Genomic DNA, 23,648 nt, shown 5'->3' with positions numbered 1-23,648 from the left:
CCTGGATATTCAGTTTCGGACCACCGCCCGGGATTCGCGTGATCGCGACGGCGTTGAAATCGCTGTTCGCGGCGTTCCTGCGGGCTTGCGGCGGCAATTGTGTCCTTGAATTGCCACATTTGTCTCCACAAATATCAGGAACCGGCAATTAGATAATGCCGATGTCTGGCGAGAGGCATGTCCCCCGCCGCGTCAGACATAGGGCGGTGACCTCATCCCCCCTCTCCGGGTCGCCGCCTGCATCCCCAACGCCACCGTGACATCCCCCTCCAGTCACGGTGGCATTTTTTTTATCCGCCTCCCGGAAAATGCGATCATCGCCGCTTGTATTCGTCGACCGGCAAGGCCTATGGTCCCGGCGTTTCAAAGGAGCATAGCAGCCATGGCCGATCTCGAAGACGTTCTCTCAGCAGCCGACGCCAGTCTGGAGGCGAGTCTCGGGCGCCTGAAAGACCTGGTTCGCATTCCCTCCATTTCAACCGACAAGTCCCACGCCGGCGATTGCGAAAAGGCTGCGGAATGGCTGGTCGAAAGCCTGTTGGAAATCGGTTTCGAGGCTTCAGTGAGAAAGACCGACGGTCATCCAATGGTCGTCGCCCATCATGCCGGCGCCGACGCCGCTGCGCCGCATGTACTGTTTTACGGCCACTACGACGTGCAGCCGGTCGACCCTCTCGAACTGTGGAGCACCGATCCGTTCGAGCCGACCATTTCGGAAACGCCGGACGGCCGCAAGATTATCACTGGCCGCGGAACCAGCGACGACAAGGGCCAGCTTCTCACCTTTGTCGAGGCCTGCCGAGTCTGGAAAGAGACGCGCGGCGACCTGCCGCTGAACGTCTCGATACTGTTCGAGGGCGAGGAGGAAAGCGGGTCGCCGTCGCTCATTCCGTTTCTTGAGGCCAACAGCGATGAACTGAAAGCTGATCTGGCGCTCGTTTGCGACACCGGCATGTGGGACGCACAGACGCCGGCGATTTCCGTCAGCCTGCGCGGCCTCACCGGCGAGGAGATTACGATTCATGCCGCCAGCCGCGATCTGCATTCCGGCCACTATGGCGGCGCGGCCGCCAATCCCATCCATATTCTGACCCGGATACTCGGCGAGATGCATGACGAGACCGGCCGGGTGACGATTCCCGGCTTCTATGACGGGGTCAGCGAAACGCCGGACGACATCAAGGCGATGTGGGATGGCCTCGGGCGCTCGGCGGAGTCCTTTTTGAGCGAGGTGGGTCTCTCCAAACCGTCCGGTGAAGACGGCCGTTCGGTGCTGGAGCTCACCTGGGCCCGGCCGACCGCCGAGATCAACGGCGTCTGGGGCGGTTACACGGCGCCTGGCTTCAAGACGGTTATCCCGGCGGAAGCTTCGGCGAAGATCTCGTTCCGCCTTGTCGGCGAACAGGATCCGCATGCCGTGCGCGCCGCCTTCCGGGAATTCGTCTCCTCCCGCATACCGGAAGATTGCTCCGTCGAATTCAAGGCGCATGGAACGTCAGGCGCCATTCATCTGCCCTACGAGTCAGACGAACTGGCGAGCGCCGGCAAGGCCTTGACCGAGGAATGGGGAAAGCCCGCCGCTTTCGTCGGCATGGGCGGCTCTATCCCCGTCGTCGGATTCTTCCAGTCGATGCTTGGCATGCAGTCGCTTCTGGTCGGTTTCGCGCTGGAGGATGATTGCATCCACTCGCCCAATGAAAAATACGACGTGAAATCGTACCACAAGGGCATCCGGTCCTGGATTCGCATCATGGACGCGCTTGCCGCGCCGAAGGCGTAAGCCGCGCCCAACCGGGCCGCTCGAACAGGAAACGGCCGTAACCTGTCCTCTCAACCAGCAGGAACAGGGCGGCCGGGCCGACGACCGCCGCGATCCAGACCAGCAAGGATACGGCGCCCACGTCGTCGATCAGTCCGGATTTGACGAGGATGACCCGGCTTGCCGCCATCGGCAGGAAGAACGCCAGATAGATAACGATCGAATGCGCGCCGCACCAGCGGATAGCGCGCGCCATGCGGTGACGGTCTAGCGCTGCGCAAATCGCGATCAGCGCCGCTGCGCCTGCGAGACCAAGCACGAACGATATGCCGGGCCACTGCGACGCCGCGATACCGTTCCACGGCGTCCATTCGGTGAAAGACCAGATTGTGGCGAGAGCAATCGCGCTGAAAGCAAGCGATGCGGGCAGTCGCGTTCTCATGAGATCCGCGAACCGGAAGATGTGGTCGGAATACGCGTATCCGATAAAGAACCAGACATAGTAGCTGGCGAATTCGTCGATCACGACGAGGCCGGTATGGACCGGAAGCATCTGCAGGATAAGCGCGGCGATCGCGACGGCCGCCGCCGGCAACCGGCGCACGGCCCGCGTCACGAGGAAGAAGATCGGCAGGATATAAATGAACCACAACGTGCCGAAGGGTTGGACAAGCGCCGTCAGCCAGGCGATCAGCGGCGCCGCCAATCCGCCTTCCATCGCCATGCCGGGCGCCTTGAACGCAAACTGGATCGTCAGCCACAGGAGGTAGAAATAGGCGAAGTGGACAACTTTCGAATCGATATACCGGTCGAGCGGCCGGTCAATCGAGCGCATCAGGAAGAGCCCGGCGACCATGAAGAAGGCAGGCATGCGGAATGGCTGCGCCGTCTGCACGAACACATGCATCCATCCCTCTGACCCCATTGCTCCCTCCACGCCGAGCACGCAATGCATCATCACGACCAAAAGGATCGAGAACCCTTTCAGGTAGTCGACCCATCCGACCCTTCCGGCCTCCAGGTGAATATAGGGTTCACCGGCCCCTTCCTTCGGGGAATGTCCGCCTCTCTTGGCCATCCGACAGTCGCCTCCTTCGCGTCGGTCAAGCGTTAACTCCGACGCAATGACAGAGCGTTAAGATAACAGCGTGCGGCAAGCCAGACGTTCGTCAGGATTAACGACGCCTTAAAAAACCGCAATTAGGGTCGACTGCACTGCAAAACCCTTGATGGATTCATGGCCAGAAACAAAAAGACCCGCAAGAAGATCGATCCTGTGCTGGACAAGTCCGGCCGGAAGTCCGATCTCAGGGCCAACGCAAAGGACAGGGTTGGCCGGTCCGGCAAGTCCGGGCGCGCGAAACGCGGCGCAAAGAAGTCAGCGGGCGCCAAGCGATCCGGCGCGCTGCGCAGGTTTCTCGCGGTTGCGGCGCGACGCAGCCTCTATTGGGGTTTCGTCATCGGTCTTTGGGGGGCGATCGGTCTTGCCGGTCTGATGGCCTATTACGCGGCAAAAATGCCGAGCGCGACCACATGGGCCGTGCCGGAACGTCCGCCAAACGTCAAGATCCTTTCAACAGACGGCGGCACACTCGCAAATCGCGGCGCTACCGGCGGCGAGGCGCTGACGCTCGCCAGCATGTCTCCTTATATCCCCCAGGCCGTCATCGCCATCGAGGATCGCCGGTTCTATTCGCATTTCGGGGTCGATCCGATCGGCCTCGCCCGCGCGATGGTCAGCAATCTGATGGCGGGGGGCATGGTACAGGGCGGCTCCACGCTCACGCAGCAGCTAGCCAAGAACCTTTTCCTGTCGCCGGAGCGCACAATCGAGCGCAAGGCGCAGGAGGTCATGCTCGCCTTCTGGCTGGAGCAAAAATTCACCAAGGACCAGATTCTCGAAATGTACCTTAACCGGGTTTATTTCGGCTCTGGCGCCTACGGCGTCGAGGCCGCGTCCCGGCGTTATTTCAAGAAATCCGCCCGTGACGTCAATCTCGCCCAGGCGGCGCTGCTTGCCGGCCTGCTCAAGGCGCCGTCGCGTTTGTCGCCGGCGCGTGACCCGGACGCAGCGGAAGCCCGTGCCCAGCTTGTGCTGGAAGCCATGCGGGAGGAGGATTTCGTCACCGACCGCGAAATCACCACCGCCATGACCCAGGCGCCGACCCGCGCGCGCAGCTACTGGAGCGGTTCGGAAAACTACGCCGCCGACCTGGTCATGGACCGGCTCGAGGATATCCTCGACGGCAAGATCGATCAGGATCTGATCGTCGACACCACCATCGACCACCGTCTGCAGCGACATGGCGAAGCAGTCATTCAGGAAGCGATCGCCCGCGAAGGCGAAGCAAAGAACGTTGCGCAAGGCGCGCTGGTTTCGATCGACGGATCCGGCGCCATCCGCGCCCTGATCGGCGGTTTCGACTATACGGTGAGCCAGTTCAACCGCGCCTCCACGGCCAAAAGGCAGCCGGGCTCGGCGTTCAAGCCGTTCGTCTACGTCGCCGCCATGGAAATGGGTCGCACGCCAGAGACCGTGCGCAACGATACGCCGGTCAGGATCGGCAAATGGACGCCGTCCAACTATGACGACGAGTATCGCGGTCCTGTGACCTTGTCCGAAGCGCTGACAAAATCGTTGAACACCATCGCCGCGCAGCTTGTCATGGAGGCGGGGCCGCGTCACGTCGTCAAGACCGCGCATCGAATGGGCATCGAGTCCAGACTGGAAGCCAACGCCTCGATTGCGCTCGGCACGTCGGAGGTGACGCTCACCGAACTGACGGCCGCCTATGCGCCTTTCATGAATGGCGGCTACAAGGCGACGCCGCACATCATTAGGCGGGTGCGCACGGCGTCGGGCAAGGTGCTGTACGAAAACACCTATGACAATCCCCCGCGGGTTTTGCGGCCGCAGGTCGCCGGCATGATGAATTCCATGCTGATGCGCGTCGTCAGCGAGGGCACCGGTCGCCGGGCGGCGCTCGGGCGGCGCGACGCCGCCGGCAAAACCGGGACGACGCAGTCCTTCCGCGACGCGCTCTTTGTCGGCTACACGGCCAACCTGACGACTGGCGTCTGGTTCGGCAATGACGACGGAACGCCCACCAAAAAAGTCACCGGCGGCACGATGCCGGCCGAGGCCTGGCGCGGTTTCATGACCGCTGCGCATGAAGGCGTCGCAATGGCTCGCCTGCCTGTAGGCTACAGCGTGTCGGACGGTGGTTCGGTCGCGACGCCGGCTGTGCGGTCGGGAGAAGATTATTCCTCCCCCGGGATTTCGACCGAACAGACGGCATCGACGAATCGCAGGCTTCCGCCAGCTACCGTTGGCGGCGGCAAAGCTGCTGGCGGCGGTCAGACAACCTTGCTCGAAATTCTTCTCGGCGAGTAAAAAATGTTGAAACTGCATGTATTCAGTCGATTTAAGTGCAGAAAGCCTGTTTGGCGGACGAAATTCCGCTGCAACTGATGCCGAAATACAACACATATTTTTCTTTGCGATCGCTTTTCTACAAACCCCTTGAATTATCAGCCGGGCCGCGTTCTGTTAAGAATCGTTAATCAGGTTAGGGGACATCCAAAACATGCGGCCATTTCACCGGCTCTTCTTGGGTGTGGCAGGTTTTCTAATGCTTGCCGCCAGCGCCAGTGCGGCCGACATTACGCTGTCGAGCGAACCGGCTCCGGCTGACGAGCTCATTCATCGCGGCATCGTCTTCGGCAAGAATTCCGACTATTGGGAAGTTCGCCTCGGCGGCGGCGTCTACGATTGGGGTCCGGCCACGCCGAGCGATTTCAGCGGCGGCGTCGTCAATGCGGAAATTCTGGCGCCGACGTTCGATGCGCTGTCCTTCATCGGATCGCCGAGGGTGTATCTCGGCACGGATATCGCCATCTCTGACGACGCCATTCACGCCGTCTACGCCGGTTTGAACTGGCAGGCCTATTTCACGCCGAAACTCTATATCGGATTCAGCGGCGGCGGCGCCTGGGTCAGTTCGCAGATCACCACGAGCGCGAACGGCGTCACCAAGGATCTCGGTTCGGAGTATTTGTTCCATCTCCAGGCGAGCTTGGGTTACGACATCACGTCGACTGTGACGATGGAAATTTTCTACAATCACTTTTCCAACGCCAATCTGGCCTACACCAATCCGGGTCTCGAATCCGTCGGCGCGCGTATAGGCTACCGCTTCTGACAATTTGACGGTTACGGTCGGTCCCGTGGAGCGGTTGCGTTGCGCCTTCCGGCACAGCGTGCGTCTCCGGCTATTGCATGCAACCGGGCACAATGCTACTCGCGGCGACATATTCGGGCTTCGACCGAATTCTGAATCCGTCTTGCAGTCCGAAAACGGCTTTCTTATATACGCAGCAACACTGGCGCATGCGCACGCGCCGGGGGAATTAGAGACTATGCTAGGGACTGCCAATCGGAATGCCTCAACGGGTCCGGGCGGTTCGCTTCAAGGAGTATGAAACATGGCAAAAGTAATCGGTATCGATCTGGGAACGACAAATTCCTGCGTCGCCGTCATGGATGGATCAGACGCGAAAGTCATCGAAAACGCGGAGGGCGCGCGCACCACGCCGTCCATGGTCGCTTTCAGTGAAGACGGAGAACGTCTGACAGGTCAGCCCGCCAAGCGGCAGGCCGTCACCAATCCGGAAAACACCCTGTTCGCTGTCAAGCGCCTCATCGGCCGCCGCTACGACGACAAGATGGTCGAGAAGGACAAGGACCTCGTTCCCTACAAAATCGTCAAGGCCGACAATGGCGACGCATGGGTCGAAGCCAACGGCGAAAGCTATTCGCCGTCGCAGATTTCTGCGATGATCCTTCAGAAGATGAAGGAAACAGCCGAATCCTATCTTGGCGAGTCGATCGAGAAGGCCGTCATCACGGTCCCGGCCTACTTTAACGACGCCCAGCGTCAGGCCACCAAGGACGCCGGCAAGATCGCAGGCCTCGAAGTTCTGCGCATCATCAACGAGCCGACCGCAGCGGCGCTCGCCTATGGCCTCGACAAGAAAGACGGCAAGACCATCGCCGTTTACGACCTTGGCGGCGGCACCTTCGACATATCGATCCTCGAGATCGGCGACGGCGTCTTCGAGGTCAAGTCGACCAATGGCGACACCTTCCTCGGCGGCGAGGATTTCGACATGCGTCTGGTCGAATATCTCGCCAAGGAATTCAAAAAGGACCAGGGCGTCGACCTGACCGGCGACAAGCTTGCCCTGCAGCGCCTCAAGGAGGCTGCGGAAAAGGCCAAGATCGAACTGTCGTCCTCCTCGCAGACCGAAATCAACCTGCCCTTCATCACTGCGGACCAGACCGGTCCGAAGCACCTGACGATGAAGCTGTCGCGGGCCAAGTTCGAAAGCCTCGTGGACGATCTGGTTCAGCGCACGGTCGCGCCGTGCAAGGCGGCCCTCAAGGATGCAGGCATCCAGCCCGCTGAAATCGACGAAGTCGTTCTGGTCGGCGGCATGACCCGCATGCCGAAGGTCCAGGAAACGGTGAAGCAGTTCTTCGGCAAGGAGCCGCACAAGGGTGTGAATCCGGACGAGGTCGTGGCCATGGGCGCTGCAATTCAGGCCGGCGTTCTGCAGGGCGACGTCAAGGACGTTCTGCTGCTCGACGTAACGCCGTTGTCGCTGGGTATCGAAACGCTCGGCGGTGTCTTCACCCGTCTGATCGATCGCAACACCACGATCCCGACAAAGAAGTCCCAGACCTTCTCCACCGCTGAAGACAATCAGAACGCGGTGACGATCCGGGTCTTCCAGGGTGAACGCGAAATGGCCGCCGACAACAAGATGCTCGGTCAGTTCGATCTGGTTGGTCTTCCGCCAGCGCCGCGCGGCGTGCCGCAGATCGAGGTCACGTTCGACATCGACGCCAACGGCATCGTCAACGTCTCGGCCAAGGACAAGGGCACCGGCAAGGAGCAGCAGATCCGCATTCAGGCGTCTGGCGGCCTGTCCGACGACGACATCGAACAGATGGTCAAGGACGCCGAAACCAACGCCGCGACCGACAAGGCCCGCCGTGAAGCCGTCGAGGCGAAGAACCAGGCTGAAAGCCTGATTCATTCGACAGAGAAATCGCTGGCTGATTACGGCGACAAGGTCGGCGACGAAGACCGCAAGTCGATCGAGGACGCCCTGGAGGCGCTCAAGACCGCAGTCGCGGCCGAAGAAGCCGATGGCGAAGACATCAAGGCCAAGACCCAGACTCTCGCCGAGGTGTCGATGAAACTCGGTCAGGCGATGTATGAGCAGCAGCAGGCGGAAACCGCCGAAACTGACGCAGCCGCCGACGCCGCCCGCGATGAGGCTTCCGACGATGACGTCGTCGACGCCGATTTCGAGGAAATCGACGACGACGACGAGAAGAAGTCGGCCTGATCATCATAATACCGGCGCGATTGGCTTGGACCATTCGCGCCGGTTTTTCTGTTGTCGGGGGAGCAATAGTGTTCCCCAGGCTACAGTTGATTATTTACTTGGATAACGAACTGTACGAAATTGGTCAGGATGAATAGAACCCCATTCAACCGGACCGTATTCGACGGTCTTCCGGAACGCGATGGCAAACGGAAAATGAACGAGAATTTGTCTGCGGAGCACGTGAATGGCTAAGGCGGATTTTTACGAAACGCTTGGCGTCTCGCGCAGCGCAACGGACAAGGATCTGAAGAGCGCCTTCCGGCGCCTGGCGATGAAGTTCCATCCGGACAAGAATCCGGACGATGCAGACGCTGAACGCCGTTTCAAGGAAGTCAACGAGGCTTACGAGACGCTGAAGGATCCGCAGAAGCGCGCGGCCTACGATCAGTTTGGTCACGCCGCGTTCGAAGGCGGCGGAGGCGGAGGCTTCAACGGCGGCTTTGGCGGTGGAGGCGGCGGTTTCTCGGATATCTTCGAGGATATTTTCGGCGAGATGATGGGTGGCGGTCGCCAGCGTCGTTCGTCCGGCGGGCGCGAGCGCGGCGGCGATCTGCGCTACAACATGGAGATCACCCTCGAGGAGGCTTTCACAGGCAAGACCGCGCAGATCCGCGTTCCGACCTCCATACAGTGCGACGAGTGCTCTGGTAGCGGCGCCAAGCCCGGTTCGAGCCCGACCACCTGCGCCACATGCGGTGGCTCCGGCCGGGTTCGCGCGTCTCAAGGGTTCTTCTCGGTCGAGCGCACATGCCCGACCTGTCACGGCCGCGGCGAAACCATTGCCGACCCGTGCCAGAAATGTTCGGGCCAGGGTCGCGTCACCGAAGAACGCAGCCTGTCTGTCAACATTCCGGCGGGTATCGAAGACGGCACGCGCATCCGCCTGGCCGGCGAAGGCGAAGCCGGCTTGCGCAGCGGTCCGACCGGCGACCTCTACATTTTTCTGTCGGTCAAGCCGCACCAGTTCTTCCAGCGCGACGGCGCGGATCTCTATTGCAACGTTCCGGTTTCCATGACGACGGCCGCCCTCGGCGGACAGTTCGATGTGGTCACGCTGGATGGCGCGAAGACCCGGGTCAAAGTGCCCGAAGGCACGCAGACCGGCCGCCAGTTCCGGCTTAAATCCAAAGGCATGCCTGTGCTTCGCTCATCTCAGATGGGCGATCTGTACATCCAGATTTCGATCGAAACGCCGCAGAAGCTGACACGAAGGCAGCGCGAGCTTCTGGAGGAGTTCGAATCGATCTCGTCCCACGAAAACAATCCGGAATCACACGGCTTCTTTTCGAAGATGCGGCATTTCTTCGACACGCTCAGCGACTGATACGAAACCGGAGATGGCGTTGGGCAAGCACACGAACCTGCCGCGGCATCTGACCACGCATCTGAGTCGTAATCTGCGCTTTTTCAAGGGTCTCGTCAGCCAGCCGAAATCCGTAGGCGCCATTGTTCCGACGTCCGTCTTCATGGCGCGTCGGATGGCTAGCGTCGCCAGCGCAGCCTCGGGACTGCCCGTTCTGGAACTGGGTCCGGGCACCGGCGTCGTTACCCGGGCCTTGTTGCGGCGCGGCCTGCCGCCGGAACGCATTGTCGCGGTCGAATATTCCGATTATTTCTGCCGGCTTCTCGAAACCGAACATCCGGAAATCAAGGTTATACAGGGCGACGCCTTCAATCTCGACAAGACGCTGGCCGAACTTGGCCACACCCGGTTCGACTGCGTGATTTCCGGCCTGCCGCTTCTGAATTTCAGCGTTGGCAAACGCATCGCGCTGGTCGAGGATTGTCTCGGTCACATCGCGCACGGTCGGCCGATGATCCAATTCTCCTACGGTCCAACCTCGCCGGTTCCGGCGGGGCGCGGCCGCTATACCGTCGAACGCTTCGGCGTCGAAATCCGGAATATTCCGCCGGCCCAGATGTGGATTTATCGTCGGGCCTGATGAACAGAAGGACGCCGGAGCGTCAAATCAATGGTGCCGCGCATACTCGTTCTTTCAGGGTCCTTGAATTTCGGTTCGCCCGCCAACCGGCTCGCCAACGCGGCCCAGCTTGTGCTCGCCCAGCGCGGGGCGGAAGTCACGCGGGTCTCCCCGCTGGACCACCCCTTGCCGATGGTCACTGATGGACCCAACGCCACGGTGGTTCCGCAGATCGCCGCCCGGCTGGGCGACATGATCCGTCATCACGACGCCGTGCTGATATCGAGCCCCTCGCTTCACGACGTTGTCCCGCCCCTGCTCGTCAATCTCATTTCCTGGACCGCGCGCGCAAGCGCCGGCGAACGCCCGGCGCTGCCCTGGCGGGACCGTGTGGTTGGGCTCGTTGCGGCTGGCGGAGCCGAAGGAGAGGCGGGTCCGGTCGCCGATCAGTTGCGCCGGATGCTCGGTCGTCTCGACGCCGACGTCATAGCCGCCCAGTGCTGCATCGGCAAATCCGACCTCGCCTTCGACGAGGACGGCTGGCCGCAGGATGGTCAGGATCGCGCCGATCTCGAAAAAACCTGCCTGCAGCTCTACGAACGGGCGCAGGCTTTCCGAAAAACCACCCGCCCGGCTTGAACCCGCAGGTCCGGCATGCCAAACGGGTTATGCGGATTCGACATCACAGGAGACGAGGCGAATGCAACCGGTGCGGGACAGGCTGATCGTCGGACTGGACCTTCCGACCGTCGGTGAGGCGGAGAAGATCGTTGAGACCCTGGGTGACGAAGTCGCATTCTACAAGATTGGCTACCAGCTCGTCTTTGCCGGCGGACTGGAGTTCGCCCGAGACCTGATTGCTGGTGGCAAGAAGGTCTTCCTGGACATGAAGCTCCTCGATATCGACAACACGGTGGCGAAGGGCGTGGAGAATATCGTCCGGATGAACGTCACGATGCTGACGCTTCACGCCTATCCGAAAGCGATGGCCGCTGCGGTGGAATCCGCGCGCGGCTCGGAACTCTGCCTGCTCGGCGTCACGGTGCTCACGTCGATGGACACGGACGATCTGAGGAACGCCGGCTATGTCGACGATCCTCAAACGCTGGTGCGTAAGCGTGCCGGTCAGGCGCGCGACGCCGGTATGGGGGGCGTCGTCTGTTCTGCGCAGGAGGCGGCGACGGTGCGGGGCGTCGTCGGACCCGACATGGCCGTCGTCACCCCTGGCATCCGTCCCGCAGGCGCCGATCACGGCGACCAGAAACGTGTGGTCACGCCGGCCGATGCCCTGGAAAACGGGGCGAGCCACCTGGTGGTCGCCCGCCCCATCGTCAAGTCGCCTGATCCCGTCGCCGCCGCCCGCGCTATCCTCGCCGAAATGGATGGCGCGTCCGCCTGAACGAAAAACTGGAGGAAACGACAATGAGCAAAGCCTATTGGATCGCCCGCGTCGATGTGCGCGACCCGGAGCGCTACAAGGATTACGTTGCTGGCGCAAAGCCCGCCTTCGAACGCTACGGCGCGAAGTTTCTCGCCCGCGGCGGCGCCTTTGAGGATCTGGAAGGTCCGAACCGCGGCCGCAACGTCGTCATCGAATTCGCATCGAAGCAGGATGCGCTCGATTGCTACAATTCGCCCGAATACACCGCCGCCCGCGCCATTCGCCAGAGTGTGGCGGACGCCGAACTCGTCATCGTCGAAGGCTGCTAGATCCTGCGATAATGCGTCGGGGCGACCATCATGTCTGTCCGCTTACGGGAAATGCAAGACGGCGATCCGCCGCTCCTTCATCATATTGAACAGGCCGCCGCGCGTCTGTTTGCAACGGTTCCCGATCCGGCAATTGCCGCAATCGCGGAACATCCGCCCGTTCCCCTGGCGGAATTCATGCCTGTCCTGTCGGGTGGTCCGGTCTTCGTCGCCTGCGACGAAGGTGACCAACCGATCGGGTTTGCGGCCGCTCTCGACCTGCTCGACTGCCTTTATCTGCGGGAATTGTCGGTGCAACCCGATCATCAGGGCAAGGGCGTAGGCTCCGCCCTTCTGGACGCGTATATATGGCGCGCGCGCAGCGATGGCGCAGCCCGTTGCGCGCTGTCGACGTTCCGCTGCGTTGCGTTCAACGCTCCGTTTTATCGTCGGCGTGGATTTGTCGAGTTGCCGCTCGATCAGGCGTCGCAGCAATTGCGCGACCGGTTCTACGACGAAGCGCCAGAGGGACTGGATCCGGCCAGCCGCATATTGATGGTCCGCCGCCCCTGACATATTTGATGATTCGGTCTGCCGGGACTTCACCTCGGCGTCGGATTTCCGTATGACGGAGACAACGTTTCGAAGTCAGGTACGCATCATGATGACACGCAAATCTCCGAAAGTGGTTACCGTATTCGGCGGTTCGGGTTTCGTCGGCCGCCATCTCGTCCAGGCGCTCGCCCGCCGGGGATATTATATCCGCGTCGCCGTTCGCCGCCCTGACCTTGCAAACTTTCTTCAGCCTCTCGGCAATGTCGGACAGATCGTCGGCGTTCAGGCCAATCTGCGCAACCGCGCTTCCGTGGATCGGGCCGTCGCCGGGTCCGACCATGTCGTCAATCTCGTTGGTATCCTGTTTCCGAAGGGCGCCAACACCTTCGACAGCGTCCAGGACTTTGGCGCCAGGGCAATCGCCGAGGCCTGTCGCGCCGTCGGCGTGCCGCTGACCCACATGTCGGCGATTGGCGCCGATCCCGAGAGCGAGTCCGAATACGCCCGCACCAAGGGTCTCGCCGAACAGGCGATCCGCGAAATTCTGCCGGAAACAACGATCATGCGTCCCTCGGTGATTTTCGGACCGGAAGACGAATTCTTCAACAAATTTGCGGATATGGCGCGATTCTCGCCTTTCCTTCCGCTGATTGGCGGCGGCGAAACCAAATTCCAACCGGTCTATGTTGTCGATGTCGCGGAAGCGTTTGCCCGCGATGTCGATGGAGCGATCGAACGCGGCAAGACCTGGGAGCTCGGCGGCGCCGAAGTGCTGACCTTCAAGGCGTGTCTGGACTACATGCTCGAGGTCATTCGTCGCCAGCGCGTCTACGCCAACATTCCCTGGTCTGTCGCCGGTCTCTTGGGGCGTCTGATGTCGCTTGTTCCGCTCATCGATCCGATGCTCACCTACGACCAGGTGCAGCTGCTCAAGGGCGACACGATCGTCTCGGACGCCGCGATCGCCGAAGGCCGGACCCTGGAAGGCATGGGTATCGTTCCAGCGACCATCGAATCAGTTCTGCCCTCCTACCTGGTTCGATTCCGGCCGGCTGGCCAGTTTACCCGCGGAGCGCCCGTCTGACGGCGGACGCTATTTTATCCGTTCGGAACTTTTTCTTCAAAAATGCATTCTAGTTGCTCGACTGTGGCCAGAATGTCATTGAAGTGTGTTGTTTGCCACGTTAAATCGCGTGAGGTTTCGTTAGTATTTCCTTGCTAGATTTCGCTGAGGCGGAGTGGTCGAACGATTGCTTCCAAAGCGGATTATCGTCTGACAAGGCGGCGTTGGGGAACGCCCGTATAACCGGAGAGGCAACATGGCCGAACAAAAAACACTCGGCAGGACAATCGTCACGTCCTTCATCGTGGCGGGCGCAATTATTCTGGCCGGCGCATTCGCGGCGCCGCATTTCGTGACGGCCAGCAAGACTGGCTGCGCGCCGTCCTACGGCGTTGATCCATGTGCGCAGGAATTCGCAGCTGACACCGCGAAGTAAGCTTTCACGGGTCTCTTCCGGCTTTCGCTGCTTTCGCGGCGGACGGAAACTCCAGTCCAGATTTTGATTTTCAGCGCGTCGTGACAGTCATCGGCAGGCCGCCCAGCGGCTGCGTCGTCACGCGCTGCACGGGCCACGGCTTCGTGTCCTGCGTGCAGTCGAATCGAAAGCGCTTCATCAGTACGCCCAGCGCAATGGCGGCTTCCTGCAGCGCGAAGGTAGCGCCGATGCATACGCGCGGACCGGCGCCAAAGGGCAGATACTGGAATCGCTCGATTTTCGCACGGTTTTCCGGCAGAAAACGCTCCGGAATGAAGGCGTTCGGCCGGTCCCAGAGCAATTGGTGGCGGTGCAGGATCCAGGGCAGCACGAGGACTGTCGTGCCGGCGGGAATCTCCGTTTCGCCCCAGCGGTCGTCGGCGATCGCCTCGCGATTGATCGACGGCGCCGGAGGATAAAGCCGCATGGCCTCCTCGAAAGCCGCTCTCGTATAGGGCATGGCGTCCAGCCATTTCACAGGTTCCAGACCGCTGTCGACGATCCGGTCGACCTCCTCCTCCACTTTTTCGCGCTCCCACGCCGCATTGGCCAGGCAATAGATCGTCCAGCCGAGCGCACGCGCCGTCGTCTCGTGACCGGCGCCGAGGAAAGTCAGGATGTTGTCTTCCACTTCCTGCTCGGTCAGGCCGTCCGGTCCTTGTTGCGCAATGAGCAGCGTCAGAAAATCCTCAGACGCCTTTTCGCCGCGCGTCAGCATTTTCTGGCGTCGGGCGATCATCTCGCGCACCATCTTGCGAAAATAGTTCAGCGAGCCGCGGCCGCGGATGCGGGTAAGGCGCGGAATCCATTCCGGCGCCTTGAGCAGATCGAGCGGATCCACTCGCCCCATCGTGTCGAGAAGCCGCGCGACATTCTCGGCCAGCGACGAATTCGGGTTTGGATCCTCGGAAAACAGCGTTGCGGCAAGAACCTCGTAGGTCAGGTCCGTCATCGCCAGCGCCACGTCGTGAACGCCGCCGTCGCCCGCGAAACGTTCGGCGAAACGCTCGCTGCATGCCAGCATCTGGTCGGCGAAACCGGCCGCATGCCGCGGCGTAAAGACCGGCGCCACCGCCCTGCGAGAGCGTTTCCATGCCGGACCTTCCGCTGTCAGTAATCCGTCACGCAGGATCGGCCTCAGGACCAGCTGGCGCACCCGCGCCATCCGGTAGTTCTTCGCATTGTCCACCAGGATATGCCGGATGAAGTCCGGCTGGTTGGCGACGATCATGCTCTCGTTGAACATTTTCGCCTTCAAAACGGGATTGGCGTAGGCCGGCTCGCCCCACAGTTCTATGGGGTTTCGGTAGATGGTTTTTATCACCTGCAGCCGGCTCGGCGGTTGCGATCTGGGTTTCGGCGCCGGTGGTTCGAATGGCTCGATAAGCGCGTCCATGAACTGCTCCTTGCGTCCAATATAGTTACATGGCTTCCGGCCCGCCAGTAACAGTTGGAGCATCGGTTCCGATCGAGCCTGTGGACCATCCGGGAACCACCTGCCTTTTACGATCCCGGATTTGGAAAAACCGAAAAAAATCATTATATTCAGGCTTACGGGCTGGGGTGATTCGGAAGCGCCGAAAGCAATCCCGCGCCTTGCAGGAAAGAACAGGCAATATGAGCGACGAATCCGCCAGCGAAAACCAGTCCAGCCCGGAATACGGCGCCGAATCCATCAAGGTTTTGAAGGGTTTGGACGCGGTTCGCAAACGTCCGGGCATGTATATCGGCGACACCGACGACGGTTCCGGCCTGCACCACATGGTCTACGAGGTTGTCGATAACGCCATCGACGAGGCGCTGGCTGGCCATGCGACGGACGTCACCGTCACGCTCAACGCCGACGGTTCATGCACGGTGACAGACAATGGCCGCGGCATTCCGACCGACATACACACGGGCGAAGGCATTTCGGCGGCCGAAGTCATCATGACGCAGCTGCACGCCGGCGGCAAGTTCGATCAGAATTCCTACAAGGTGTCCGGCGGCCTTCACGGCGTCGGCGTATCCGTGGTCAACGCCCTGTCGGTCATGCTCAGGCTGACCATTCGCCGCAACGGCAAGGTCCATGAAATGAGCTTCACCCACGGCGTCGCCGACGGACCGCTCGCCGTAACCGGCGAGGCCGGCCCGGAAACCGGCACAGAGGTCACCTTCCTGCCGTCCAGCGAGACCTTCACCATGACGGAGTTCGATTTCGACACGCTCGAACATCGGCTTCGCGAGCTTGCCTTTCTGAATTCCGGCGTCCGCATCAGTCTGACGGATCTGCGTCATTCCGACGTCCGCAAGACCGAGATGTCCTATGACGGCGGCATCCAGGCCTTCGTGAAATATCTCGACCGCAACAGAAAGTCGCTGGTGGAAGAGCCGATCGCCATCTACGGCGAAAAGGACGGCGTCACCGTCGAAGTGGCCATGTGGTGGAACGACAGCTACCACGAAAACGTCCTGTGCTTCACCAACAACATTCCACAGCGCGACGGCGGCACCCACATGGCCGGTTTCCGCGGCGCGCTCACCCGCCAGATCGTCGCCTATGCCGAGAGTTCCGGCCTGACCAAGAAGGAAAAGGTCTCGCTGACCGGCGACGATTGCCGTGAAGGTCTGACCGCGGTTCTCTCCGTCAAGGTGCCTGATCCGAAGTTCTCTTCCCAGACCAAGGACAAGCTGGTTTCCTCGGAAGTCCGTCCCGTTGTCGAGAATCTCGTCAACGCCGGCCTCAATCAGTGGCTCGAGGAACATCCACAGGAAGCAAAGATCCTGGTCGGAAAGGTGGTCGAGGCCGCCGCCGCCCGCGAGGCCGCGCGCAAGGCCCGCGAACTGACTCGGCGCAAGGGCGCGCTGGACGTGGCCTCGCTCCCGGGCAAGCTCGCGGACTGCTCGGAGCGCGATCCGGCCAAGTCGGAAATCTTCCTCGTCGAGGGCGATTCCGCCGGCGGCTCCGCCAAACAGGGTCGTTCGCGTGAAAATCAGGCGATCCTGCCCCTGCGCGGCAAGATCCTCAATGTCGAGCGGGCCCGCTTCGACAAGATGCTGTCCAGCCAGGAGATCGGCACGCTGATCACGGCGCTGGGCACCGGCATTGGCAAGGACGAGTTCAATATCGCCAAACTGCGCTATCACCGCATCATCATCATGACGGACGCCGATGTCGATGGCGCCCATATTCGCACGCTGCTCCTGACCTTCTTCTTCCGCCAGATGCCTGCGCTGATCGAGCATGGCCACCTCTATATCGCCCAGCCGCCGCTCTTCAAGGTGTCGCGCGGCAAGTCGGAGCAGTACCTCAAGGGCGAGGAGGAACTGGAAGAATATCTGATCGGCCTGGGTCTCGAAGAAGCCTCGCTTGAACTCCGCGACGGAGAAATTCGCGCCGGACAGGACCTGCGCGCCGTCATCGAAGATGCGCGGCGCATGCGCGCGCTGATCGAGAATCTGCATTCCCGATACGACCGCAGGATCGTCGAGCAGACAGCGATCGTCGGCGGCTTCAGTCTCGAGGCGATGAACGATTCGGAACGCGCCACGGCCATCGCAACGCGGGTCGCCGCGCGGCTTGACGCGATTTCGGAGGAAACCGAACGCGGCTGGACGGGCGAGATCACCCCGCAAAACGGCCTGCTGGTGGAGCGCACCGTGCGCGGCGTGAAGGAATCGCATCTGCTTGACTCAGCGCTTCTCGGCTCCGCCGACGCGCGTCGCATCGACCAGATGTTCCAGCGGCTCGACGAAATCTATTCGGGCGGCGTCCGGCTGCTGCGCAAGGAGCAGTCCACGGTGATCCATGGGCCCGCCGACCTTCTCGAAACCATCTTCGCGGTTGGCCGCAAGGGCCTCAGCATGCAGCGTTACAAGGGTCTTGGCGAAATGAACGCAAACCAGTTGTGGGAAACCACGCTGGATCCGAACGCCAGGACGCTGCTTCAGGTCAAGGTTGCGGATGCGAGCGACGCCGACGGGCTGTTTGCGCGGTTGATGGGCGACGAGGTGGAGCCGCGGCGCGATTTCATCCAGGAGAACGCGCTGAGCGTCGCCAATCTCGACATCTGACCGGTAATGCCGCCTGTCCGTTTGAAAATGATTCGCGCTGTTGCGTTGCAGCAAAATCATGTTAGTTTGGTTCGGCTGAACCGGGTCAGCCGATCCCGATGCATGGGTTATGTGAAAATCGGTGGATTGCGTCCCGCAGAGGTTTGATCGCATATGTTCTATCAGTTCTACGAATTGGGCCACGCCGCCATGTTTCCCTGGAGGACGGCGGCAGACGCAATGCGTCTCACCTACGCCAATCCGCTCAATCCGTTTTCCCGCACCACATTCGGCAGAGCCATGGCGGCCAGCTTTGAACTGTTCGAGCGCACGACGCGCCGGTACGGCAAGCCCGAATTCGGTATCGGCGAGATATCCATCAACGCTCAGAAGGTCTCCGTGCACGAACAGATCGTGTGGGAGCGCCCCTTCTGCCGTCTCATCCATTTCGAACGGTCGATGCCGGCGAACTATCGCGGCAAGAATCCCAGGATCCTCATTGTCGCGCCGATGTCGGGACACTATGCGACGTTGCTGCGCGGCACCGTGGAAACGCTGCTTCCCTATGCCGACGTCTACATCACCGACTGGACTGACGCGCGCATGGTGCCCATGTCGGAAGGCTCTTTCGACCTGGACGATTTCATCGACTACATCATCTCGATGCTGCATTCCATGGGCGGCGACACTCATGTCATGGCCGTCTGCCAGCCGTCCGTGCCGGTCCTCGCCGCTGTGGCGCAGATGGAAAAGCACAATGACGGTCAGGTGCCGCGCTCGATGACGCTGATGGGCGGCCCCATCGACACAAGGCAGAATCCGACCGCCGTCAACGAACTTGCGGAAAACCGTCCGATCGAGTGGTTCCGCGACAATGTCATCATGCGCGTGCCCTGGCCGCAGCCGGGTTTCATGCGCGAAGTCTATCCCGGTTTCCTACAGCTCTCCGGCTTCATGTCGATGAATCTCGACAAGCACATGATCGCGCAGAAGGATTTCTTCCAGCATCTGGTCGTCAATGATGGCGATTCGGCGGAAAAACACCGCGAATTCTACGACGAATACCTTGCGGTTATGGACCTGACGGCCGAGTTCTACCTGCAGACGGTGGAGCGCGTCTTCATCGAGCATGCGTTGCCCAAGGGCGAATTCATGCATCGCGACGAACTGATCGACCCTTCGGCGATCAAGCGCGTGGCGCTGTTGACCGTCGAAGGCGAGAATGACGACATTTCCGGCGTCGGCCAGACCAGGGCCGCGCACGATATCTGCCCGAACATTCCCGACGACATGCGCATGCATTACATGCAGCCCAAGGTCGGTCACTACGGGGTGTTTAACGGATCGCGGTTCCGCTCGGAGATCGCGCCCCGCATCCTCGACTTCATGCGCACCCACAACGAAGCGCCGAAAAAGTCGGCGCGGGCCGCCAAACCTGCGGCGAAGCGCCCGACCCGGTCACGCAGGACAGCCAAAAGCGCCTGAGAAAACTTAATTTATTCAATAGCCTACTTTGTATCTTCTGAATCTTTCTTGAATCAGCGGCGTTCACCACCCACATGGTTTTTCGCGCAGACACTTTCGTCTCGTCTGTTTGAACAAGGGCTATTCGATGACCAACACCTCAATGCTGCGTCCGGCCTGGACGCCTCTTACTATAGGCCTGATGGTTCTGGGATTTGTCGTGTTCTGGCCACTCGGCCTGGCCATGCTCGCCTACATTATCTGGGGCGACCGGCTCGACGAATTCAAGCAGGACTTTAGAAAGGCCACGAGTGGCAAGGCCTTCGGTTGCAAGCATACCCGCCGTCACGGCGGCTTTCATGCGCGCACCGGAAACGTCGCTTTCGACGAGTGGCGTGAAACTGAACTCAAGCGAATCGAGGAAGAGCGCCGCAAGCTCGAGGAAGCGCGTCAGGAATTTGACGACTATCTTCGCGAATTGCGCCGCGCCAAGGACCAGGAAGAGTTCGACCGCTTCATGTCCCAGCGCAAGCCCGGACGTGATCGCTACGAGGACAACGACTGACAGGCCATCGCCTGAACAGAAACACTTCAAGAGCGCTCTTCGGGCGCTCTTTTGTTTTGCGCTATTGAATCAGAATCAGCTAGGAATTTCCTGAAGACAAACCGGTTGATGACATTGCCAGCCAATCCGAAGGAACGCGACATCGCCGTCGCCGGCAGGCGACTGCCCCTGACGATCCGGGAACACAGCCGTGCGACGCGGCTCACGCTCAGGATCGAACCGGGCGGCCGGGCCCTGCGCATGACCGTGCCGCCAGGCGTCAGCGACCGTGAAGTCGAGCGGTTCCTCCTGCGCAACAATGGCTGGCTATCGTCCCGGCTCGGCAAATTGCCCAGGCCGGGTTCGCTCGCAGACGGCGGCTCGATCCAAATTCGCGGCGTTGAGCACACTATCCGTCGCACCGGCGCGTTGCGGGGCCTCACCGAGGTCCGCGAGACCGGTGAGGGGCGCATTCTGTTCGTCGGCGGCGCGCCTGAACATCTGGCCCGACGGGTCGTCGATTATCTGAGGCGCGAGGCCCGCGCGGAGCTCGAGGCCGCCGTCGCCCGTCATGCGTCCGCCCTTGGCCGCAAGCCCAGGGCCATCCGCCTCAAGGACACGCGCAGCCGCTGGGGGTCCTGTTCCTCGGAAGGCAACCTTTCCTTTTCCTGGCGCATCATTATGGCGCCCGATCACGTGCTCGACTATCTGGCCGCGCACGAAGTCGCGCACCTGCGCGAAATGAATCACGGTCCCGGTTTCTGGCATCTCTGCCGGACGCTTTGCCCGCGCACGGAGGAGGCGAAAACCTGGCTGAAGCGCCACGGTTCGGCGCTTCACGCCGTCGATTTCGGTTAGGCTTCGTCGCCCCGCCAAACCACGAAAACTCTCGACTTTGCAACGGATTCATGCGACGAGCGGCGCATGACGACGACGGTCAAGATCTGCGGCATGAAGACGAAAGAGACCATCGAGGCGGCGCTTGCCTCGGGGGCGTCCCTTATCGGCTTTATCTTCTTCGAGAAAAGCCCGCGCAACGTGACGCCGGAAGAAGCCGGCCGCCTGCGCCGGGGAATCGGCGATCGTGCGTCCGTCGTGGCCGTCACCGTGAACGCCGACGACGCCGTCCTCGACCGGATCGTGGATGAGGTCAAACCGGACTATCTGCAGTTTCACGGCGGTGAGACGCCGGAACGCGTTCGCCAGGTCCGCGCGCGCTACGGCCTGCCAGTCATCAAGGCTTTTTCGATCCGCGACGCGGCCGATATCGAGGCGATACAGGCCTGGCGCGGCGTCGCCGACCGTTTCCTGCTCGACGCCAAGGCGCCCGCGGGCTCGGAGCTTCCGGGCGGCAACGGCGTCTCATTCGACTGGTCGCTGCTGCGCACGCTTGACGGCGACGTCGATTACATGCTTTCCGGTGGTCTCAATGCGGGCAACGTCCGCGCCGCCCTAGAAACCACCGGCGCCACGGCGATCGACATATCGTCGGGTGTGGAATCCGCTCCGGGGGTCAAGGACAGCGCCCTGATCTCCCGGTTCTTCGAAAAGGTCGCGGCTGTCAACCAGCCCGCTGCCTGATGTGCAAGTCGCTATGATGTGGAAGTGTCCGTGAACAAGCCCATTGAACCGAATTCATTTCGCGCCGGTCCCGACGAGGATGGCCGATTCGGAATTTTCGGCGGTCGTTTCGTTGCCGAAACCCTGATGCCGCTCATCCTCGACCTGCAGGAGGCCTGGGCCTTCGCAAAGAAGGATCCCGAATACAAGCGCGAACTGGACAACCTCAACACCCATTACACCGGCCGGCCGAGCCCGCTTTATTTCGCCGAACGGCTGACAGAGGAACTGGGCGGCGCGAAGATCTACTTCAAGCGCGACGAGCTCAATCACACCGGATCCCACAAGATCAACAATTGCCTGGGCCAGATTCTGCTCGCCAAACGGATGGGCAAAACCCGAATCATCGCCGAGACGGGCGCCGGTCAGCACGGCGTCGCCACCGCAACGGTCGCCGCGCGCTTCGGACTTCCCTGCGTCGTCTACATGGGCGCGACCGACATTGAGCGGCAGGCGCCCAACGTTTTCCGCATGAAGCTTCTCGGCGCCGAGGTCATCCCCGTCGAGGCCGGCAACGGCACCCTCAAGGACGCGATGAACGAGGCGCTGCGCGACTGGGTGACGAATGTCGAGAGCACCTATTATCTGATCGGCACTGCGGCCGGACCGCATCCCTATCCGGAAATGGTGCGCGACTTGCAGTCCGTGATCGGCCGCGAGGCGCGCGAGCAGATCCTGGAGGCTGAAGGCCGCCTGCCGGACCTTCTGGTCGCAGCCGTTGGCGGCGGATCCAACGCCATCGGCCTGTTCCACCCCTTCCTCGATGACAAGCAGGTCGCGATCGTCGGCGTCGAAGCCGGCGGCAAGGGGCTCGACACGGAAGAACATTGCGCCTCGCTGACGGCCGGCAACCCCGGCGTTTTGCATGGCAACCGCACCTATCTGCTGCAGGACGCAGACGGGCAGATCGAGGAGGGCCATTCCATATCCGCCGGCCTCGATTATCCGGGCATCGGTCCGGAGCATTCCTGGCTGAAGGATATGGGCCGGGTGGAATATGTGCCGATCATGGATGACGAGGCGCTGGCCGCCTTCCAGCGGCTCACGCGCGTCGAGGGCATTATTCCCGCGCTCGAGCCGTCGCATGCGCTGGCCGAAGTCATCAAGCGGGCGCCGGATATGGACCGGGATCAGATCATCGTCATGAATCTGTGCGGCCGCGGAGACAAGGACGTCTTCACCGCGGCCCGTCACCTCGGCATCGAGTTGTAGGAGCGGACATGACCGAACGTATGGACAGAAGGTTTGCGGCGCTGGCAGCGGAGGGACGCCCGGCGCTTGTGACCTATTTCATGGGCGGCGACCCGGATTTCGCCGCTTCGCTGGAAATCATGAAAGCTCTGCCGGCGGCCGGCGCCGACGTCATTGAGCTGGGCGCGCCGTTTTCCGATCCCATGGCCGACGGCCCGTCCATCCAGGCGGCGGGACAAAGGGCTCTGAAGGGCGGCCAGACCCTGGCGAAGACCCTGGAGATGGTCCGCGAATTTCGCAAAAACGACCACGATACGCCGATCGTGATCATGGGCTACTACAACCCGATCTATATCTACGGCGTCGACCGTTTCCTGACCGATGCGCTTGTCGCCGGCCTCGACGGGCTGATCATCGTCGATCTGCCGCCGGAAATGGACGACGAATTGTGTCTGCCGGCGCTGGAAAAGGGAATAAATTTCATCCGTCTGGCGACGCCGACCACTGACGACCGGCGTCTGCCCACCGTTCTCAACAATACGTCGGGCTTCGTCTACTATGTCTCGATGACCGGAATCACCGGTTCCGCCTTGCCCGATACGGACAAGGTGGGCGACGCCGTTCGGCGCATCAAGCGTCATACGCAGCTTCCGGTCTGTGTCGGATTTGGCGTGAAGACCGGAGAGCAGGCGCGTGCAATCGGCGCGACGGCGGACGGCGTTGTTGTCGGAACGGCCATCGTCAACGCCATCGCCGGTTCGCTGGACGATCAAGGCCGTGCGACCGGTGATTCAGTGCAGGCCGTGACCGACCTGGTTCGGTCTCTGGCCGACGGCGTTCGCGCCGCACGCCTTGCCGCGGCCGAATAAATCACC

General features: G+C 61.4%; 21 protein-coding genes. 19 read left to right on the top strand and 2 right to left on the bottom strand.

What is annotated here, in order from left to right:
- The first annotated feature begins 382 nt into the window (after positions 1-382).
- The gene (locus tag AAFN47_RS22575; RefSeq protein ID WP_499811523.1) at positions 383-1,780 is read left to right on the top strand and encodes a dipeptidase; all 1,398 of its coding nucleotides are present in this window, start codon (positions 383-385) and stop codon (positions 1,778-1,780) included.
- On the opposite strand, the gene AAFN47_RS22570 is transcribed toward AAFN47_RS22575, so the two are convergent.
- Positions 1,749-2,837: an acyltransferase family protein gene (locus tag AAFN47_RS22570; protein WP_499811522.1), complete on the bottom strand. Its 1,089-nt coding sequence runs from the start codon at positions 2,835-2,837 to the stop codon at positions 1,749-1,751. The genes AAFN47_RS22575 and AAFN47_RS22570 overlap by 32 nt on opposite strands.
- A 159-nt stretch (positions 2,838-2,996) precedes the next feature.
- On the opposite strand from AAFN47_RS22570, the gene AAFN47_RS22565 reads away from it, so the two are divergent.
- The 11 genes from AAFN47_RS22565 to AAFN47_RS22515 all read left to right on the top strand — a co-directional run bounded on the left by AAFN47_RS22565 (position 2,997) and on the right by AAFN47_RS22515 (position 13,883).
- Positions 2,997-5,153 (top strand): transglycosylase domain-containing protein, encoded by a 2,157-nt coding sequence (locus AAFN47_RS22565; RefSeq protein WP_499811521.1) that lies wholly within the window; start codon positions 2,997-2,999, stop codon positions 5,151-5,153.
- A 193-nt stretch (positions 5,154-5,346) separates the two neighbouring features.
- Positions 5,347-5,961 (top strand): acyloxyacyl hydrolase, encoded by a 615-nt coding sequence (locus tag AAFN47_RS22560; RefSeq protein WP_499811520.1) that lies wholly within the window; start codon positions 5,347-5,349, stop codon positions 5,959-5,961.
- A gap of 283 nt (positions 5,962-6,244) precedes the next feature.
- Positions 6,245-8,176: a molecular chaperone DnaK gene (dnaK, locus tag AAFN47_RS22555; protein ID WP_499811519.1), complete on the top strand. Its 1,932-nt coding sequence runs from the start codon at positions 6,245-6,247 to the stop codon at positions 8,174-8,176.
- Positions 8,177-8,402: 226 nt separating this feature from the next.
- Positions 8,403-9,542 carry a molecular chaperone DnaJ gene (gene dnaJ, locus AAFN47_RS22550; RefSeq protein WP_499811518.1) on the top strand — a complete coding sequence of 380 codons (1,140 nt, stop codon included), beginning with the start codon at positions 8,403-8,405 and terminating at the stop codon, positions 9,540-9,542.
- A gap of 13 nt (positions 9,543-9,555) precedes the next feature.
- Positions 9,556-10,161 (top strand): phospholipid N-methyltransferase PmtA, encoded by a 606-nt coding sequence (gene pmtA / locus AAFN47_RS22545; RefSeq protein WP_499811517.1) that lies wholly within the window; start codon positions 9,556-9,558, stop codon positions 10,159-10,161.
- A gap of 30 nt (positions 10,162-10,191) precedes the next feature.
- On the top strand, positions 10,192-10,779 hold the full coding sequence (locus AAFN47_RS22540) for an NADPH-dependent FMN reductase (protein ID WP_499811516.1): 588 nt from the start codon (positions 10,192-10,194) through the stop codon (positions 10,777-10,779).
- 61 nt (positions 10,780-10,840) lie between these two features.
- The gene (gene pyrF, locus AAFN47_RS22535; RefSeq protein WP_499811515.1) at positions 10,841-11,539 is read left to right on the top strand and encodes an orotidine-5'-phosphate decarboxylase; all 699 of its coding nucleotides are present in this window, start codon (positions 10,841-10,843) and stop codon (positions 11,537-11,539) included.
- A gap of 23 nt (positions 11,540-11,562) precedes the next feature.
- A complete protein-coding gene (locus AAFN47_RS22530; RefSeq protein ID WP_499811514.1) occupies positions 11,563-11,850 on the top strand; it encodes a DUF1330 domain-containing protein in 288 nt (95 codons plus the stop codon).
- A 30-nt stretch (positions 11,851-11,880) separates the two neighbouring features.
- Positions 11,881-12,402, top strand: a complete 522-nt coding sequence (locus AAFN47_RS22525) for a GNAT family N-acetyltransferase (RefSeq protein ID WP_499811513.1) — start codon at positions 11,881-11,883, stop codon at positions 12,400-12,402.
- Positions 12,403-12,490: 88 nt separating this feature from the next.
- The gene (locus tag AAFN47_RS22520; RefSeq protein ID WP_499811512.1) at positions 12,491-13,468 is read left to right on the top strand and encodes a complex I NDUFA9 subunit family protein; all 978 of its coding nucleotides are present in this window, start codon (positions 12,491-12,493) and stop codon (positions 13,466-13,468) included.
- A 235-nt stretch (positions 13,469-13,703) separates the two neighbouring features.
- Positions 13,704-13,883 (top strand): hypothetical protein, encoded by a 180-nt coding sequence (locus tag AAFN47_RS22515; protein ID WP_499811511.1) that lies wholly within the window; start codon positions 13,704-13,706, stop codon positions 13,881-13,883.
- Between the two features lie 70 nt (positions 13,884-13,953).
- Here the strand turns inward: AAFN47_RS22515 and AAFN47_RS22510 are convergent, their stop codons facing one another.
- Positions 13,954-15,318 (bottom strand): cytochrome P450, encoded by a 1,365-nt coding sequence (locus tag AAFN47_RS22510; protein WP_499811510.1) that lies wholly within the window; start codon positions 15,316-15,318, stop codon positions 13,954-13,956.
- A 221-nt stretch (positions 15,319-15,539) separates the two neighbouring features.
- Here AAFN47_RS22510 and gyrB point away from each other — a divergent pair, with 221 nt between their 5' ends.
- From gyrB to trpA, 7 genes are all read left to right on the top strand, one after another.
- A complete protein-coding gene (gene gyrB / locus AAFN47_RS22505; protein WP_499811509.1) occupies positions 15,540-17,975 on the top strand; it encodes a DNA topoisomerase (ATP-hydrolyzing) subunit B in 2,436 nt (811 codons plus the stop codon).
- Between the two features lie 153 nt (positions 17,976-18,128).
- The gene (locus tag AAFN47_RS22500; RefSeq protein ID WP_499811508.1) at positions 18,129-19,439 is read left to right on the top strand and encodes a polyhydroxyalkanoate depolymerase; all 1,311 of its coding nucleotides are present in this window, start codon (positions 18,129-18,131) and stop codon (positions 19,437-19,439) included.
- A 127-nt stretch (positions 19,440-19,566) separates the two neighbouring features.
- Positions 19,567-19,983, top strand: coding sequence for a DUF2852 domain-containing protein (locus AAFN47_RS22495; RefSeq protein WP_499811507.1), 417 nt, complete (start codon positions 19,567-19,569; stop codon positions 19,981-19,983).
- A 108-nt stretch (positions 19,984-20,091) separates the two neighbouring features.
- Positions 20,092-20,820 (top strand): M48 family metallopeptidase, encoded by a 729-nt coding sequence (locus tag AAFN47_RS22490; RefSeq protein WP_499811506.1) that lies wholly within the window; start codon positions 20,092-20,094, stop codon positions 20,818-20,820.
- Between the two features lie 66 nt (positions 20,821-20,886).
- Positions 20,887-21,543: a phosphoribosylanthranilate isomerase gene (locus AAFN47_RS22485; RefSeq protein ID WP_499811505.1), complete on the top strand. Its 657-nt coding sequence runs from the start codon at positions 20,887-20,889 to the stop codon at positions 21,541-21,543.
- Positions 21,544-21,573: 30 nt separating this feature from the next.
- Positions 21,574-22,794 carry a tryptophan synthase subunit beta gene (trpB, locus tag AAFN47_RS22480; RefSeq protein ID WP_499811504.1) on the top strand — a complete coding sequence of 407 codons (1,221 nt, stop codon included), beginning with the start codon at positions 21,574-21,576 and terminating at the stop codon, positions 22,792-22,794.
- Between the two features lie 8 nt (positions 22,795-22,802).
- Complete coding sequence (trpA, locus tag AAFN47_RS22475) at positions 22,803-23,642, top strand: tryptophan synthase subunit alpha (RefSeq protein WP_499811503.1); 840 nt, start codon at positions 22,803-22,805, stop codon at positions 23,640-23,642.
- Positions 23,643-23,648: the final 6 nt, after the last annotated feature.

The organism is Hoeflea sp. CAU 1731 (assembly GCF_039888615.1).
In the GTDB taxonomy this organism is placed as follows: Bacteria; Pseudomonadota; Alphaproteobacteria; order Rhizobiales; family Rhizobiaceae; genus Flavimaribacter.
This window is presented reverse-complemented; position numbering and strand designations above follow the sequence as displayed.